A 15,987-nucleotide genomic window follows, 5' to 3' on the forward strand; every position below is an offset into this window, starting at 1 on the left:
TTTTAGGCAGATTAAATTCCTCGCACCACCCTCCCCGCTGCAGTCCGCGTCTACACTCGAAACAATCACCCCCGAGCCATAACGAGAGCGTTATGCCCAGACTGGCGCCCGTGCTTTTCTTGCTGTCACTGATGATTTGGACCGCAACGGCTAACGCGCTGACTCTGACCGATGAAGAACGTAGCTGGCTGGCGGCTCACCCGGACTTGCGCCTGGGTGTCGATGCGTCGTGGCCACCGTTTGAGTTTCGTGACGACCAGAGCCGTTATCAGGGCTTGGCGGCTGATTACATCGACGTGATTCGCCAGCGTCTGGCGATCAAACTCACGCCGATTGAGCCCATCAGCTGGACGGAAGTGCTGGAGCAGGTCAAAACCGGCAAGATCGATCTGCTGCCGGGGATCATGTCCACTCCGGAACGGCAGAACTATCTGTCATTCACCCGGCCCTACCTCGACTTCCCGATTGTCATCCTCGCCCACGTCGGCGGCGCGCAACCGCGCAAACTTGATGATCTGTACGGATTAAAAATCGCCGTGGTGGAAAACTATGCGCCGCACGAACTCCTGCGCACCCACCACCCGGATCTGAATCTGGTGGCCATGCCCAACGTCAGTTCGGCGTTGCAGGCGCTGGCGACCGACGAAGTTGACGCCGTTGTCGGCGATCTCGCCTCCAGCGTCTGGAGCCTGCGTCAGCTCAAACTCGACGGCCTCTACGTCAGCGGCGAAACCCCGTATCGCTATCAACTGGCGATGGGCGTGCCGCGCGAAAACAAAGTGCTGGTGGGGATTCTCGACAAAGTTCTCGCCGACATGAGCCCCGCCGAAATCAGCGCCATTCAGGAACACTGGGTCGGTAACGTCCTCGATCACCGGACATTCTGGTCAGACCTGCTGGTTTACGGCTTGCCCGGCCTGTTATTGCTGATGATCGTGCTGGCCGTGGTGATCCGCATCAACCGCCGCCTCAGCTCGGAAATCGCCCGGCGCATCGATCTCGAACAGGAGCTGCGCAGCAGCGAATATCACTACCGTGGGCTGGTCGAAAGTTTGTCGGCGATCGCTTGGGAAGCGCGGATGAGCGACTTCACCTACAGCTATGTGTCACCGCACGCCGAAGACTTGCTCGGTTATCCACTGTCGCATTGGCTGATTCCGGGGTTCTGGCGCAACATCATTCATCCGGCCGACCTCACTCGCGCCCAGAGTTTTTGTGATCACGAAGTACTGGCCGGGCGCGATCACAGCCTCGATTACCGGGTGATCACCGCCGACGGCCGCTGCCTGTGGGTGCGCGACATCGTCAGCCTGATCGAACACGGCCATGAGCCGGTGATGCGCGGTTTGATGATCGACATCAGCGAAACCAAGCGCACCGAAGAAGCGCTGCGTTTGTCGGAGCAAAAATTCGCCTCGGTCTTCCAGCAATGCCCGGACATTCTGGTGATTGCGCGGCTGTCCGACGGCTGTTTGCTGGAGGTCAATGAAGCCTTCGAGGAACAGATTGGACTCAAGGCCGAAGAAGTCATCGGCCAGACCGCCACGGATCTGAATATCTGGGGCATTCCCGGCGTCGGCCCCGGTTTGCTCCAGCGCTTGCAGGCCGGCAGCATCCGCAATCTGGAAATGCCCTTTCGGCGCAATAACGGCCAAGTGTTCACCGGCCTGATTTCCGCCGAGCCGTTCGACCTCGACACCACGCCGGCGCTGGTGGTCGTGGTGCGCGACATTACCCAGCTCAAAGAAACCCAGCAGCAATTGCAAACCTCCGAAGAGAAATTCGCCAAGGCTTTCCACGCCTCGCCGGACGGTTTGCTGCTGTCGCGGCAGAGCGATGGCCTGCTGCTGGAGGTCAACGAAGGGTTCAGCCGCATCACCGGATTCAACAGCGCGATGTCGGTGGATCGTTCGGCGCTGGATCTGGGAATCTGGGTCAACCTCAACGAGCGCAAACAGATGCTCGACCTGCTGCACCGCGACGGCTTTGTGCGTGATTTCACCTGCCATATCCGCCGTAGCGATGGGCAGATTCGTCTGTGCGAAGTGTCCAGCCGACCACTGCCGATCGGTGACGAAGATTGCATGCTGACCATCGCCCGCGACATTACTGAACGTCATCTGATGCAGGAAAAACTGCAACAGGCTGCGACCGTGTTCGAGAGCACCGCCGAAGGCGTGTTGATCACCGATACCCAGCAGCACATCAGCGCAGTCAACCGCGCCTTCACGGAAATCACCGGTTACAGCGAAAGCGAAGCCCTCGGCCACACCCCGCGCCTGCTCGCCTCCGGCCTGCACGACAGCGCGTTTTATGCGGCGATGTGGCACCAGTTGACCGACGAAGGTCATTGGCAAGGCGAGATTTCCAACCGACGCAAAAACGGCGAGCTGTACCCGAGCTGGCTGACCATCAGCGCCGTGCGCAACCGCGACAAATTCATCACGCACTTTGTCGCTGTGTTTGCCGACATTTCCAGTCTCAAACACGCGCAGGCGAAACTCGATTATCAGGCGCACCACGACCCGCTCACCGGCCTGCCAAACCGCACGCTGTTCGAAAGTCGTCTGCTCTCGGCGCTGACCACACAACAGGAAAACGGTGGTCAGGGCGCCGTGCTGTTCCTCGACCTCGACCGTTTCAAACACATCAACGACAGCCTCGGCCACCCGGTCGGCGACCTGCTGCTCAAGGGCATCGCCGTGCGCCTCAAAGAGCAACTGCGCGACATCGACACCGTGGCGCGGTTGGGCGGTGATGAATTCATCATCCTGCTGCCCGGCCTGCAACAGGCCAGCGACGCGGACAACATCGCCACCAAACTGCTCAACTGCTTCGGTGCGCCGTTTCAGGCTGGCGAACATGAGTTCTTCATCAGCGCCAGCATCGGCACCAGCCTCTATCCGCGCGACGGCTGCGACGTCGCCACGCTGGTAAAAAACGCCGACGCGGCGATGTACCGCTCCAAAGCCAAGGGCCGCAACCGCGTCGAAAGCTACACCCGCGACCTCACCGCGCAGGCCAGCGAGCGTATCGCGCTGGAACACGAACTGCGCCGGGCCATCGAGCGCAATGAATTGCACCTCTACTACCAGCCAAAAATCAGCCTCGACGACCATCGTCTGGTCGGTGCCGAAGCGTTGATTCGCTGGCGCCACCCAACCTTTGGCGATGTGCCGCCGGAGCACTTCATTCCGTTGGCCGAAGAGAACGGCATGATTCTGCAGATCGGCGATTGGGTTCTGGAGACCGCGTGCCGGCAGATGTTCGAGTGGAACCAGGTCTACGACAGCCTCGGCCCGTTGTCGGTGAATCTCGCCGGCGCACAACTGCGCCAGCCGAACCTGCTCGGGCGCATCGAGCAACTGCTCAACGAAAACGGCCTGATGCCGGATTTACTGCAACTGGAAATTACCGAGAATTTCATCATGAGTCAGGCCGAAGAGGCGCTGGCCGTGCTGCACCAACTCAAACACCTCGGCGTGCAACTGGCAATTGACGACTTCGGCACCGGCTATTCCTCGCTCAGCTACCTCAAACGCCTGCCACTGGACATCCTCAAAATCGACCAGTCCTTTGTCCGCGGACTGCCCGACGACCCCCACGACGCGGCGATTGTGCGCGCCATCATCGCCCTGGGCCGCAGCATGCAATTCACCGTCATCGCCGAGGGCGTGGAAACCCAGGCGCAGCAACAATTCCTCGCCGCCGAGGGCTGCGAACAGATCCAGGGCTACATCGTCAGCCTGCCGCTGCCGCCGGAAGAATTCGCCGCAACGTTTCTGCGTGTGACCGTATCGGATTTTTCGGATAGCACAGCCGAGAAACCGTCGCTATAATCCGCGGCCTACTGAGGGCCTATAGCTCAGTTGGTTAGAGCAGAGGACTCATAATCCTTTGGTCCACGGTTCAAGTCCGTGTGGGCCCACCAAATTGAAAGCCGCGCTAAATGCGCGGCTTTTTCTTGGGCGATGGATTAGGGTTCGACGTCTTGGCGAGCGCAATGCACGGAAGGCCATTGTTAGGAATACAACCGCAAGATCTGTAGGAATGTTCCCAAACTAAGTTTTCTCCCCTCTCCGCGCGTTGTTGACCGTTTCTCCAGACGAGTAATCTCCGGACGCCTCCGCCCGTCCAGGATCGATTTCATGCTCGTGAATGCTGCGCCACTGATAAAGGAAGCAGCCGACCAGCAAACCTGGATCGACCTCGCCTTACCCGATCTCAGAACCTTATCGAGAGAACTTCGGTCAGCCGCAATAGAAGAGGTAAAAAGGGCCGAGGACGCAGAAGGCGCGCTCAAAATCCTCTCGGATCACTTTGGGTTTATCGACGAGTCATTGTTGGCCGTTACCATCCTCACGCCCATCGGTAACGTCGCGGTTCTGAGAGACAAACTCGCCCACATCGTCGAGAAACGTCCAGACTCCCGAGAACGTTATGTTCGACATGCCATAGATACGCTGACGGGACCTTTTGAAATATGGAAAGTCCTCTACGATAACGGCGGATACCGAATGGCATTCATTAACGCCTACGAGGCAAAAAACGACATGCTTGTCGTGGTCGATGTGCGAAACGGGCATATCCTCTGGAACTTCATGCACGCTCCCGCCAGAGCGATGAACAAACACCGCCAAGGCGAGCTTTTGTACAAGCGGTACATTCTTGAAGACAAAGAAAAGGGCAGCCATTTGGCTGCCCTTAATATTTGAATCCTGATATTTGCATCCTCAGGAAATGGGATGAAGAGGTCTCACCTTACACCGATGTTGCAGCATCGCTGAGGTACCTACATCCACTAATGCCCTGCAAGGCAGCGGATTTCGCGCTCTTGCTGGCATTCTTGATAAATAGGCCAACCAAGTCAAATCAAATATCCGATGTATTGTTTCAGCGCAACGATGACATCGATTCTTGGGTGAACAGTTCAAACATCGCCTGCAAGCGTGTTGCTGACAGTGTCTGTAACATGCGTACTCACCGCCCCCACACCCACGGAGCCACCCCTTGCCAGACACCCGCCCGCCCGCGCTCGATGAAATCGACCGTCAACTAATCGCCGCCCTGCAAATCAACGCCCGCGAAAGCGTTGCCATGCTTGCCCGGCAGTTGGGCATTGCGCGCACTACCGTGACCTCACGATTGGCACGTCTGGAGAAGGCCAAAGTGATCACCGGTTACGGCGTGCGTCTCGGTCAGCGGGTGGTCGATGGCGGCTTGCAGGCCTACGTCGGGATCAAAGTGCAACCGCGTTCCGGCAAGGAGGTGGTGCGTCGGTTGAGTGCGATGGCGCAGGTGCAGCAGTTGTGTGCGGTGAGTGGCGAGTTTGATTATGTGGCGTGGTTGCGCACTGATTCGCCGGAGCAGCTCGATCAGTTGCTGGATCAGATTGGCGGGGTGGATGGGGTGGAGAAGACGACGACTTCGATTATTTTGAGTAGCAAGGTTGATCGGGGGCAGCCGGTTTGAGTGTTGATCATGATTTTTCGGTTGATGGATAGAACCTATTCGCGGGCAAGCCTCGCTCCCACAAGGGACAGTATGTAGCGGATTATCGTCAGATTGATCAGGTTATTGGCAAAACGACGACACTTTGCGTCTTATTAACGTGTTCCACGCTCCCTAGAATGGCTGGCATCTTTTCCTATACTCAGACGCGCATCCCGCGTCGGGTCGCCAGCAAGGTCAGCCATGAACAAGAACAATCGCCATCCTGCAGACGGTAAGAAACCAGTCACCATTTTCGGCCCGGACTTTCCGTTCGCGTTTGACGACTGGATCGAGCACCCGGCCGGTCTCGGCACTATTCCCGAGCACAATCACGGCGCAGAAGTGGCGATTGTCGGCGCGGGCATCGCCGGTCTGGTGGCGGCTTACGAGTTGATGAAACTCGGCCTGAAGCCTGTGGTTTACGAAGCGTCGAAGCTGGGCGGTCGTTTACGCTCGCAAGCCTTCAACGGCACTGACGGCATCGTCGCTGAACTCGGTGGCATGCGTTTCCCGGTGTCGTCCACCGCGTTCTATCACTACGTCGACAAGCTCGGCCTTGAGACCAAACCTTTCCCGAACCCGTTGACGCCTGCCTCCGGCAGCACCGTGATCGATCTCGAAGGCAAAACCCATTACGCACAGAAACTGGCGGATCTTCCTGCACTGTTTCAGGAAGTGGCTGACGCCTGGGCGGATGCGCTGGAGGCCGGCTCGCAGTTCGCCGATATCCAGCAAGCCATCCGCGACCGCGATGTGCCACGCCTGAAAGAGCTGTGGAATACCTTGGTGCCGCTGTGGGACGACCGCACGTTCTATGACTTCGTCGCCACCTCGGAAGCCTTCGCCAAACTGTCGTTCCATCACCGCGAAGTGTTCGGTCAGGTTGGTTTCGGTACCGGCGGCTGGGACTCGGACTTCCCGAATTCGATGCTGGAAATCTTCCGCGTGGTGATGACCAATTGCGACGATCACCAACACCTGGTGGTCGGCGGCGTCGAGCAAGTGCCGCAAGGCATCTGGCGTCATGTGCCGGAGCGCTGCGTGCATTGGCCTGAAGGCACCAGCCTGAAATCCCTGCACCGTGGCGCGCCGCGTTCCGGCGTGAAGAAAATCGCTCATGCGCCGGATGGCCGTTTCGCGGTCACCGATAACAATGGCGATACCCGCGAATACGCCGCCGTGCTGACCACGTGCCAGAGCTGGCTGCTGACCACGCAGATCGAATGCGACGAAACCCTGTTCTCGCAGAAGATGTGGATGGCCCTCGACCGCACCCGCTACATGCAGTCGTCGAAGACTTTTGTGATGGTCGACCGGCCATTCTGGAAGGACAAGGATCCGGAAACCGGCCGCGACTTGATGAGCATGACCCTCACCGATCGCCTGACCCGTGGCACTTATCTGTTCGACAACGGCGACGACAAGCCGGGCGTGATCTGCCTGTCGTACTCGTGGATGAGTGACGCATTGAAAATGCTCCCGCACCCGGTGGAGAAACGCGTAGAACTGGCGCTGAACGCACTGAAAAAAATCTACCCAAAAGTCGATATCGCCGCGCGAATTATTGGCGATCCGATCACCGTATCGTGGGAAGCCGACCCGTACTTCCTCGGTGCCTTCAAAGGTGCCCTGCCCGGCCACTATCGCTACAACCAGCGCATGTACGCGCACTTCATGCAGGACGAGATGCCGGCCGAGCAACGCGGGATTTTCATCGCCGGCGACGACGTTTCGTGGACACCGGCCTGGGTCGAAGGTGCGGTGCAAACCTCGCTCAACGCGGTGTGGGGGATCATGAAACATTTTGGTGGGTCGACACATAAAGCGAACCCGGGCCCCGGTGATGTGTTCAAAGACATCGGCCCTATCGCCCTGCCCGAGTAAGAGGAATCCCTGATGCGTGTAGCCCTTTACCAATGTCCACCGCTGCCACTGGAACCCGCCGCCAACCTGCAACGCCTGCATCAAGTAGCGATGGAGGCCAAGGGCGCCGACCTGCTGGTGCTGCCGGAGATGTTCATGACCGGCTACAACATTGGCGCCGAAGCGGTCAGCACCTTGGCCGAGGTCTACAACGGTGAATGGGCGCAGCAGATCGGGCGGATCGCCAAGGCTGCGGGTCTGGCGATTGTTTATGGCTATCCGGAACGCACCGCCGACGGGCAGATTTACAACGCCGTGCAACTGATCGATTCGCACGGCGAGCGCTTGTGCAATTACCGCAAAACGCATCTGTTCGGTGATCTGGATCGCTCGATGTTCAGCCCCGGCGACGATGATTTTCCGATCGTCGAACTCAACGGCTGGAAGCTCGGTTTCCTGATCTGCTACGACCTGGAGTTTCCCGAGAACACCCGCCGTTTGGCGCTCGCTGGCGCCGAGCTGATTGTGGTGCCGACGGCGAACATGATTCCGTTCGATTTCGTTGCTGACGTCACCGTGCGTTCGCGCGCCTTCGAAAACCAGTGCTACGTGGCCTACGCCAACTATTGCGGCAGCGAAGGCGACATCCACTACTGCGGGCAAAGCAGCCTCGCCGCACCGGATGGCAGCCGCATCGCTCAGGCCGGACTCGACGAAGCGCTGATCATCGGCGAACTGGATCGACAGTTGATGCTCGACTCCCGCGCCGCCAACCGCTACCTCAGCGATCGCCGCCCGGAGCTTTACGGCGCGCTGAACCGACGCTAATCCGCTAGCATTGGCACTTCACTGTTCTGGAAGTGCCCATGCCTGCGCCGACTCACCCCCGCCCCCACACTGAAACCCTGGCCAACGGCTTGCGTGTGACCCTGCGTCATGTGCCCGGCCTGAAGCGCAGCGCCGCCGCGTTGCGCGTGGCTGCCGGTAGCCATGACGTGCCGCTGGAGTGGCCGGGGCTGGCGCATTTTCTCGAGCATTTGCTGTTTCTCGGCACCGAGCGTTTTCCTACGAGCGAAGGGCTGATGGCCTACGTGCAAGGTCACGGTGGCCAGGTCAATGCCAGCACGCGCGAACGCACCACTGACTTTTTCTTTGAGTTGCCGACGCGCTCGTTCGGCGCAGGGCTGGAGCGTCTGTCAGACATGCTCGCCAAACCGTGTATGAATCTGGACGATCAGTTGCGGGAACGGGAAGTGTTGCAGGCGGAATTTGTCGCCTGGTCGCAGGATCCTGCAGCGCAGCAGCAGTTTTCCTTGTTTGAAGGGTTACCGGCTGAACATCCATTGCGCGGGTTTCATGCGGGGAATCGCGATAGCCTGCACGTTGAGCAGGCTGCGTTTCAACAAGCGCTCAAAGATTTCCATCAGCAGTTTTATCAGACCAGGCAGATGACACTGAGCTTGGTCGGGCCGCAGAGCCTCGAAGAGTTGAAAGCGCTCGCTGAGCAATTCGCGGCGGCTTTGCCGGTTGGGGATAACGTTACGCAGGCGGCAACCGTGCCGCTGGCGGTAAAAAGTTATCAACAGGTCAGTGAGCGACGCGGCAATTTGCTGTTTGCGTTTGATGCCTTGCCTGAGTCATCCGTCGAGGCTTTGGTGTTTCTCTGCCATTGGCTGAACAGCGCCAAACCCGGCGGGCTGCTCGCGCATTTGCAGGAGCAAAAACTGGCAGATGGCTTGAAAGCCACGCCGGTTTATCACTTCAACGGGCAAGCGTTTCTGCATCTGGAATTCACCGCTCGAGCGGAATCGTTAAACGCCATTCGCGAACAACTACTCGATTGGCTGAGTTTCTTCGCTCAGCAGGATTGGGCGGCACTGCGCAAAGAATACGCGGCCCTGCTTGAACGTCAGCAGCAAGTCAGCGGCGCGCTGCAACGGGCGCGGCTCGACAGTGAACAATTGGAAATCGGCCTGTCCGATAAAGGCGTTGAGGCCCTCGCACAGATCCTCGGCGAAATCGGCACTGTGGATAACTTCAGCGGTCATTGGCATCTGCCCGCAGCCAATCCTTTCCTGCGCGCCAATGAACCGTTGGCCAATGCCGGGCTGATTCGCGGCCAGACCAGCGCCCACCGAGGTTTGCGCACGTTTGCTCAGGATCGCTCGCGCGGTCGTCGTGAGCGGTCGCCGATGCAATTCAGCCAAGCGTTGCCGGACAACAGTGATGAGGGCGCGATTTATCTACGCTGGCAGGTTGAGGCCGCCGCCAGCGCTGATCTGCATTCGCGCTCGCAGCGCAGTCTTCAGCAAACTCAGCAGGACGCGCGCGAGGCCGGCGTCGAGCTGTCTTTCAGCGCCACTGGCAATCAATGGCTGCTGAAGCTCACCGGTTTGCAGGAGCCGATGCCCAATGTCCTCGAGCACTCGCTGAAATCTCTGACAGCGGTTGATGCCGATTCCCCACGCAGCGCGCCAGAAACGCCGTTGATGCCTATCCGCCAACTGATAAATGCCTTACCGGAGTTTTGTCTGGAGCCTGTACCAACGGCTGACGATGCAAAACAGCTGTGGACAACTTCTCGGTGGGACGGCCTCGCCTTGGGCCTCAATCAGCAAACCCAATCAGCCATGGGCCTCGCTCTGAGCCGCATTCCCGGTACGCCGGACAACCAATTGCCTGCTCCGTCAGCGCTCGACAGCCGACGGTTATGGCGCCAGATCGACAGCGCATCCAGCGAACACGCCGTGCTGTTGTGCTGCCCGACTGCCAGTCGCAGCACTACCGACGAAGCGGCATGGCGACTGCTCGCGCTGATTGTCCAGCCCCCGTTCTACCAGCGCCTGCGCGTTGAGTTAAAACTGGGTTACGCGGTATTCAGCGCCTTGCGCCAGATACACGGCCAGACCGCAATCGTATTCGGCGTGCAATCGCCCTCCGCCTCAGCGCTGGAAATACTTGGCCACGTTCAAGCATTCAGCGAAGGTCTCCCTGCGTTGATCGAATCCCACGATGACACCAGTCTCAGCCAGCACCGGCAAAACCTCAGCGATCAATTCAACGACGCCAACCTGTCCAGCAAGGACGCCGCCGAATTGCTGTGGCAGGCGAAACTCGCTGGCCACTCGTCGGATTATCTTGAGCAACTGAGCGCTGCCATCGGCCAACTCGATCGCCAGACTTTGCTCACGGCTGCACAGCATTTGATCAACGCCGAAGGCGGCTACCGCTGCCTCGCCACCGATTCCGCGCCCGGCGCGCCATGGCAAGCAGCAAATTGATCATTACCGAGGCTGCAAGGAGCTTTCTCAAAGATTCACGGGCAAACCCGGTGACATTTTGAGTAACATAGCAGCCTAACTATTTGGAACATCTCTGCGCTGCCGTGGACTATAACTATGGACAGCGCTATCCCACCCACCCTGAGGAGACACACCATGTCCTGGACAAAACCGGCTTACACCGACCTGCGTATCGGCTTCGAAGTCACCATGTACTTCGCCAGCCGCTGAGTTCTGCTTACATAGAACTGCAGTGCAACGCCTCGGCTCGCCGGGGCGTTTTATTTTCCGCGTTGAAATGATGGAGTGTTCATGTTCGTCCAGATTCTGGGTTCGGCCGCTGGCGGCGGTTTTCCGCAGTGGAACTGCAACTGCGTCAACTGCGCAGGTTTTCGCGACGGCAGCCTGAATGCCAAGGCCCGCACCCAATCGTCCATCGCGATTTCCGATGACGGCGTGAACTGGGTGCTGTGCAACGCCTCGCCAGACATCCGCGCGCAGCTGCAAAGCTTCGCCCCGATGCAACCGGGCCGCGCCCTGCGTGACACCGGCATCAGCGCGATCATCCTGATGGACAGCCAGATCGACCACACCACCGGCCTGCTCAGCCTGCGCGAAGGCTGCCCGCATCAGGTCTGGTGCACGGACATGGTTCACGAAGACCTCAGCACCGGTTTCCCGCTGTTCAAGATGCTCACCCATTGGAACGGCGGGCTGGACTGGAACCGCATCGAACTCGACCAGAGCTTCACTGTGGCGGCGTGCCCGAACCTGCGTTTCACCCCGCTGCCATTGCGCAGTGCCGCGCCGCCGTACTCGCCGCACCGCTTCGATCCGCACCCGGGCGACAACATTGGCTTGATCGTCGAAGACCTGAAGACTGGCGGTAAATTGTTCTACGCGCCGGGTCTGGGCAAGGTCGATGCGCCGTTGCTGGAGATCATGGCAAGCAGCGATTGCCTGTTGGTCGACGGCACGATGTGGGATGACGATGAAATGCAGCGCCGTGGCGTCGGCACGCGTACTGGCCGTGAGATGGGTCATCTGGCACAGAACGGGCCTGGCGGCATGCTCGAAGTGCTGGAGCAGTTGCCGGAGCAGCGCAAAGTACTTATCCACATCAACAACACCAACCCGATTCTCGACGAAGATTCGCCGGAGCGTGCTGAACTGGCTCGGCGTAATGTTGAAGTGGCGTTCGATGGCATGAGTATTGTGTTGTAGCGACCGGCCTCTTCGCGAGCAAGCTCGCTCCCACACTGGATCTGTGGCGTACACAAAACCTGTGGGAGCGAGCTTGCTCGCGAAGGCGTCCGAACAGACACCCAGGATTCCAACGGTTGTTCCCCGGAGAACCGCAATGACTGACACCCCGCTGTCCCCCACCGAATTCGAAGCAGCCCTGCGCGCCAAAGGCGCCTACTACCACATCTACCACCCGTATCACGTGGCGATGTATGAAGGCCGCGCCACCCGCGAGCAGATTCAGGGCTGGGTCGCTAACCGCTTCTACTATCAGGTGAACATCCCCCTGAAAGACGCGGCGATCCTCGCCAATTGCCCCGACCGGGAAATCCGCCGCGAATGGATTCAACGTCTGCTCGATCACGACGGTGCCCCCGGTGAAGACGGCGGCATCGAAGCCTGGCTGCGCCTCGGTCAAGCGGTCGGTCTCGACCCGGATCAACTGCGCTCCCAGGAATTGGTATTGCCCGGCGTGCGTTTCGCCGTCGACGCCTACGTCAACTTTGCCCGCCGCGCCAGTTGGCAAGAAGCCGCCAGCAGCTCGCTGACTGAACTGTTCGCGCCGCAGATCCACCAGTCGCGCCTCGACAGCTGGCCGCAGCATTACCCGTGGATCGACCCCGCCGGTTACGAATATTTCCGCACCCGCCTCGGTCAGGCACGGCGTGATGTCGAGCATGGTCTGGCGATCACGCTCGAGCACTACAAGACGCGCGAAGGCCAGGAGCGCATGCTGGAAATTCTCCAGTTCAAACTGGACATTCTTTGGAGCATGCTCGATGCCATGAGCATGGCCTACGAACTGAACCGCCCGCCGTATCACAGCGTGACCGAACAACGCGTCTGGCATAAAGGAATCACCTTATGAGTTTCGATCGCAGCAAAGTCCCGACCTGGCGTCCCGGCTACCGCTTCCAGTACGAACCGGCGCAAAAAGGTCACGTGCTGCTTTACCCCGAAGGCATGATCAAACTCAACGACAGCGCCGCGCTGATCGGCGGTTTGATCGACGGCGAACGCGACGTTGCGGCGATCATTGCCAAGCTCGATGAGCAGTTCCCCGGCGTGCCTGAGCTCGGTGATGACATCGAGCAATTCATGGAGGTTGCCCGTGCACAGCACTGGATCGAACTTGCCTGATCTGCCGCCCAAGCCTGAAATCGGCCTGCCGCTGTGGCTGCTCGCCGAGCTGACCTACCGCTGCCCGCTGCAATGCCCGTACTGCTCCAATCCGCTGGATTTTGCCGAGCAGGGCAAAGAGCTGAGCACAGAACAATGGATCAAGGTGTTTCGCGAGGCGCGGGAGATGGGCGCTGCGCAACTGGGCTTTTCCGGTGGCGAGCCGCTGGTGCGCCAGGATCTCGCCGAGTTGATTCATGAAGCACGGCAGTTGGGTTTCTACACCAACCTGATTACCTCCGGCATCGGCCTGACCGAGCAGAAAATCAGCGACTTCAAGAAGGCTGGTCTCGATCACATCCAGATCAGTTTCCAGGCCAGCGACGAGCAAGTGAACAACCTGCTCGCCGGTTCGAAAAAAGCCTTCGCGCAGAAGCTGGAAATGGCCCGCGCGGTGAAGGCCCACGGTTATCCGATGGTGCTGAATTTCGTCACCCATCGGCACAACATCGACAAGATCGACCGCATCATCGAGCTGTGCATTGCGCTCGAAGCCGACTTCGTCGAGCTCGCCACTTGCCAGTTCTATGGTTGGGCGCAGCTCAATCGTGTCGGCCTGTTACCGACCAAGGAACAACTGGTGCGTGCCGAGTGCATCACCAACGAATACCGCGCCAAGCTGGAAGCCGAAGGGCATCCGTGCAAGCTGATTTTCGTCACCCCGGATTACTACGAAGAACGCCCGAAAGCCTGCATGAACGGTTGGGGCAATATCTTTCTGACGGTCACGCCGGACGGCACCGCCCTGCCCTGCCACGGCGCCCGGCAGATGCCGGTGCAATTTCCCAATGTGCGCGATCACAGCATGCAACACATCTGGTACGACTCGTTCGGCTTCAACCGCTTTCGCGGTTACGACTGGATGCCCGAGCCGTGCCGCTCCTGCGACGAGAAAGAAAAAGACTTCGGCGGCTGCCGCTGCCAGGCATTCATGCTCACCGGTGATGCGAGCAATGCCGACCCGGTGTGCAGCAAATCCGAACACCACGGCGTGATTCTCAAGGCCCGCGAAGAAGCCGAGACCGCCACCCAAACCATCGAACAACTGGCCTTCCGCAATGAACGAAACTCACGCCTCATCGCCAAGGGCTGAGCCATTCAGCGCCTCGCAAGCCGTCGCTGCCGGCATGGACTTCGCCGAGTTGCAACTCGGCGCCAATGGTCTGTTCTGGAATGAATATCGCCCGGAAGATGCCGCGTGCCGGATCTGGCATTGGCGCGATGGTGTGGCGAAACGTCTGACGCCGGATGGCTTCAGCGTACGCAGTCGCGTGTACGAATATGGCGGTGGTGCGTTTTGTCTGACGCCGGACGGGGTGGTTTTCGTCGCTGAGGCGGATCAGCAGTTGTATCGGCAGACGCTGGATGGAGCGCCTGAGGCGCTGACCTCGGGTGATTGTCGTTACGGCGATCTGCATTTTGCCAATGGCAAGGTGCTGGCGGTGGAAGAACTGCGCGATCAGCATCGGTTGGTGGCAATTGATCTGGCTGACGGCGCGCGGCATTTATTGGTCGAGGGCGCGGATTTTTATGCTGCGCCCACTATCAGCCCGGATGGCCAGCGTTTAGCGTGGGTCGAGTGGAGCCGGCCGCATCAGCCGTGGACGTCGACGCGGTTGATGGTGGCTGAACGCTTGGCTGACGGCGCCTTTGGTTCGCCGCGCTGCGTTGCTGGCGATGAGGTCGAAGAGTCCATTCAACAGCCACGATTTGACGCTGAAGGTCGGCTGTATTGCCTGACCGATCGCGGTGGATTCTGGCAGCCGTGGGCTGAGACTTCTGACGGTTTGGCGCCACTGCCTGCCGCGCCGGCCGATCATGCTCCGGCGCCGTGGCAGTTGGGCGGCTGCACCTGGTTGCCTGTAGAAGATTCGGTTTTAGCCAGTTGGAGTGAAGGTGGTTTTGGTCGCCTGACTTTGGGCGATGAAGATTACACCGGCGACTACAGCCGCTTCCGTCATCTGGCTTTGGATGCGCAGTTTATTTACTGCATCGCCGCCTCGCCGATCAGCCCTGCGGCGGTCATCACCATTGATCGTGAGACGCGTGAAGTGCAAGTGCTGGCCGGTGGCGTCGCGCCTTTGCCTGCCGAACGCATCAGCCGTCCGCAAACGTTGCGTTATCCGAGTGGATCGGGTGAGGCGCACGGGTTCTTTTATCCAGCCATGAGCGGAGAGACGAAACCACCGCTGGTGGTGTTCATCCACGGCGGCCCGACATCGGCCTGCTATCCGATGCTCGACCCGCGCATCCAGTACTGGACGCAACGCGGCTTCGCCGTCGCCGATCTCAACTATCGCGGCAGCAGCGGTTATGGCCGGGAATATCGTCAGGCGTTGCATTTGAGCTGGGGCGAGGTGGATGTCGAAGATGCTTGTGCCGTCGTCGCGTATCTTGCCGACCAAGGCTTGATCGACGGCGAACGGGCATTCATTCGTGGCGGCAGCGCGGGCGGTTACACAACGTTGTGTGCGCTGGCGTTCAAGCAGGTGTTCCGTGCGGGCGCCAGCCTCTACGGCGTCAGCGACCCGGTGGCGTTGGCTCGGGCGACGCACAAGTTCGAAGGCGATTATCTGGACTGGCTCATTGGCGATCCCGAAAAAGACGCCGAACGCTACGCCGCCCGCACGCCATTACTGCACGCCAACAACATCCGCGTGCCGGTGATCTTCTTTCAGGGTGAACTGGACGCGGTGGTTGTCCCGCAACAGACCCGCGACATGGTCACGGCATTGGAACAGAACGGAATCCCGGTCGAAGCCCATTACTACCCCGACGAACGCCACGGCTTCCGCCGCGCGGCCAATCAGGCGCATGCGCTGGAGCAGGAGTGGAAGTTCTATCGGCGGGTGATGGGCTTAACAGACTGAAACCTTCCCTGTAGGAGCTGCGGCACGCTGCGATCTTTTGATCCTGATCCTCAAAT

At 59.5% G+C, this 15,987-nt stretch carries 12 protein-coding genes and 1 tRNA gene; all 13 read left to right on the plus strand.

The features are described 5' to 3' along the window. The first annotated feature begins 92 nt into the window (after nt 1-92). The 13 genes from AD669_RS24620 (at nt 93) to AD669_RS24675 (ending at nt 15,931) form a co-directional block, all read left to right on the plus strand. A complete protein-coding gene (locus tag AD669_RS24620) occupies nt 93-3,839 on the plus strand; it encodes a bifunctional diguanylate cyclase/phosphodiesterase (RefSeq protein WP_053124422.1) in 3,747 nt (1,248 codons plus the stop codon). 15 nt (nt 3,840-3,854) lie between these two features. After that, a tRNA-Ile gene (locus AD669_RS24625) sits at nt 3,855-3,931 on the plus strand. Nucleotides 3,932-4,148: 217 nt separating this feature from the next. Beyond that, nucleotides 4,149-4,715 carry a PBECR2 nuclease fold domain-containing protein gene (locus tag AD669_RS24630; protein ID WP_053124423.1) on the plus strand — a complete coding sequence of 189 codons (567 nt, stop codon included), beginning with the start codon at nt 4,149-4,151 and terminating at the stop codon, nt 4,713-4,715. A gap of 295 nt (nt 4,716-5,010) precedes the next feature. Further along, nucleotides 5,011-5,472 carry an Lrp/AsnC family transcriptional regulator gene (locus AD669_RS24635; RefSeq protein WP_053124425.1) on the plus strand — a complete coding sequence of 154 codons (462 nt, stop codon included), beginning with the start codon at nt 5,011-5,013 and terminating at the stop codon, nt 5,470-5,472. 222 nt (nt 5,473-5,694) lie between these two features. Beyond that, nucleotides 5,695-7,377: an NAD(P)/FAD-dependent oxidoreductase gene (locus AD669_RS24640; RefSeq protein ID WP_008085177.1), complete on the plus strand. Its 1,683-nt coding sequence runs from the start codon at nt 5,695-5,697 to the stop codon at nt 7,375-7,377. 12 nt (nt 7,378-7,389) lie between these two features. Next, nucleotides 7,390-8,184 (plus strand): carbon-nitrogen hydrolase family protein, encoded by a 795-nt coding sequence (locus AD669_RS24645; RefSeq protein WP_053124427.1) that lies wholly within the window; start codon nt 7,390-7,392, stop codon nt 8,182-8,184. Nucleotides 8,185-8,222: 38 nt separating this feature from the next. Next, the gene (gene pqqF, locus AD669_RS24650) at nt 8,223-10,637 is read left to right on the plus strand and encodes a pyrroloquinoline quinone biosynthesis protein PqqF (protein WP_053124430.1); all 2,415 of its coding nucleotides are present in this window, start codon (nt 8,223-8,225) and stop codon (nt 10,635-10,637) included. A 156-nt stretch (nt 10,638-10,793) separates the two neighbouring features. Further along, nucleotides 10,794-10,868 (plus strand): pyrroloquinoline quinone precursor peptide PqqA, encoded by a 75-nt coding sequence (gene pqqA / locus AD669_RS28300; protein ID WP_003422658.1) that lies wholly within the window; start codon nt 10,794-10,796, stop codon nt 10,866-10,868. An 81-nt stretch (nt 10,869-10,949) separates the two neighbouring features. After that, the gene (gene pqqB, locus AD669_RS24655) at nt 10,950-11,861 is read left to right on the plus strand and encodes a pyrroloquinoline quinone biosynthesis protein PqqB (protein WP_053124431.1); all 912 of its coding nucleotides are present in this window, start codon (nt 10,950-10,952) and stop codon (nt 11,859-11,861) included. Nucleotides 11,862-11,997: 136 nt separating this feature from the next. After that, a complete protein-coding gene (pqqC, locus tag AD669_RS24660; protein WP_003228879.1) occupies nt 11,998-12,750 on the plus strand; it encodes a pyrroloquinoline-quinone synthase PqqC in 753 nt (250 codons plus the stop codon). Beyond that, nucleotides 12,747-13,022, plus strand: coding sequence for a pyrroloquinoline quinone biosynthesis peptide chaperone PqqD (gene pqqD / locus AD669_RS24665; protein WP_007910068.1), 276 nt, complete (start codon nt 12,747-12,749; stop codon nt 13,020-13,022). Before pqqC ends, pqqD begins: the two co-directional genes overlap by 4 nt. Next, nucleotides 12,994-14,154 (plus strand): pyrroloquinoline quinone biosynthesis protein PqqE, encoded by a 1,161-nt coding sequence (gene pqqE / locus AD669_RS24670; protein WP_053124434.1) that lies wholly within the window; start codon nt 12,994-12,996, stop codon nt 14,152-14,154. The genes pqqD and pqqE overlap by 29 nt, the downstream gene beginning before the upstream one ends. Continuing rightward, on the plus strand, nt 14,120-15,931 hold the full coding sequence (locus AD669_RS24675; RefSeq protein WP_053124436.1) for a S9 family peptidase: 1,812 nt from the start codon (nt 14,120-14,122) through the stop codon (nt 15,929-15,931). The genes pqqE and AD669_RS24675 overlap by 35 nt, the downstream gene beginning before the upstream one ends. The last annotated feature ends 56 nt before the right edge of the window (nt 15,932-15,987 follow it).

It is taken from the genome of Pseudomonas sp. P1.31, from assembly GCF_001269815.1.
GTDB classification, from domain to species: Bacteria; Pseudomonadota; Gammaproteobacteria; order Pseudomonadales; family Pseudomonadaceae; genus Aquipseudomonas; species Aquipseudomonas rustica.